Source organism: Endozoicomonas sp. SESOKO3 (assembly GCF_024606255.1).
In genome coordinates this window covers 1-1,180 of the sequence record NZ_JAHHPR010000260.1, presented here as the reverse complement: position 1 = coordinate 1,180, position 1,180 = coordinate 1, and the positions used below count along the sequence as shown (strand labels likewise).

The window sequence follows — 1,180 nt, the reverse complement described above, 5'->3', positions numbered from 1 at the left end:
TCTTTATCATCATTTACATCAACAATCTGAGTCTGAAATGATGACTACACCAATATCAGGACTAATGAGAGTATCTAATAACTCTTACCACTTACCCATGGAAGCAACCAATGCTGTGATGTCTATCGCTTTATCAGGTGAATTTAGTATTCTGCAGGAAGAAACGTTTTAGTATCTGCCTTAACTTCAACAGACTTATCGAATCAGCACAAAAATTCGTGTCTTTAGAAGGCCTTTGCGACACCTCTTCAGAGTGAGGAGGATATCAGGCTATTTTCATAGTAAAATACGTTTTGGGTTTTCAGGGTAAAAGACAGTCAATGAGCACAGAAGTTAGAGAGTTATTGATAGCTCTGGAAGCAGAGTTAAAAAGACTGGAGTGCTGGCAGGCTATGCCACCTTCGGCTCAGGCGCTGGCCAGTACAACACCTTTCTGCATGGATGCCATGGAATTTACTCAGTGGCTGCAATGGCTTTTTATTCCCCGGGTCCATGCCATTCTTGATCAGGGGGCTGACCTGCCAAAAGGTGCAAACATCAAGCCTTATGCTGAAGAAGCCCTGATGGTTGAGAAAATAGAAGCTACTCAACTGCTTTCGCTGGTGGAGCGTTTTGATCAGTTGATGAACTGATTATGATCGCAGAACAGATGGATACAGGCAGAATGTCTGGCTGTATTCATCCGCGCCGTTTTAAACGGTCATCAATTGCCTGACTTCTTCTTCATTCATCTCACTGCCTGCCCCAGACAGTACCAGTTCACCACGATCCATTACGGCATATCGATCGGCCAGATCCCGAGCAAATTCAAAGTATTGTTCTACCAGCAGAATGGCCATTTCTCCCCTGTCCCTGAGCATACCAACGACGGATTGAATATCTTTGATGATGGAAGGTTGAATGCCTTCGGTTGGCTCATCGAGAATTAACAACTCAGGTTGGGTAACCAGTGCCCGGGCAATAGCCAGTTGCTGTTGTTGTCCGCCAGAGAGGTCACCTCCACGACGATGTTTCATATCCAGCAATACAGGAAAAAGATCATAAATTTCCCGATCCACTTTACGCTCCGAACGCGGCAGACAGGCAAATCCTGTTTCCAGATTTTCCTGAACCGTGAGCAGCGGGAAAATCTGTCGACCCTGGGGTACATAAGCAATTCCCTGTCGGGCTCGTTGATGTG

At 45.7% G+C, this 1,180-nt stretch carries 2 protein-coding genes; one reads left to right on the top strand and one right to left on the bottom strand.

All coding sequences use genetic code 11. The annotated features are described in order from the left end of the window. The first annotated feature begins 320 nt into the window (after positions 1–320). Positions 321–632 (top strand): YqcC family protein, encoded by a 312-nt coding sequence (locus KDK18_RS04710; protein WP_257253560.1) that lies wholly within the window; start codon positions 321–323, stop codon positions 630–632. A gap of 60 nt (positions 633–692) precedes the next feature. On the opposite strand, the gene KDK18_RS04705 is transcribed toward KDK18_RS04710, so the two are convergent. Next, positions 693–1,180, bottom strand: a 488-nt coding sequence (locus KDK18_RS04705; protein ID WP_257253559.1) for an ATP-binding cassette domain-containing protein, incomplete at its 5' end; no start/stop codon positions are given.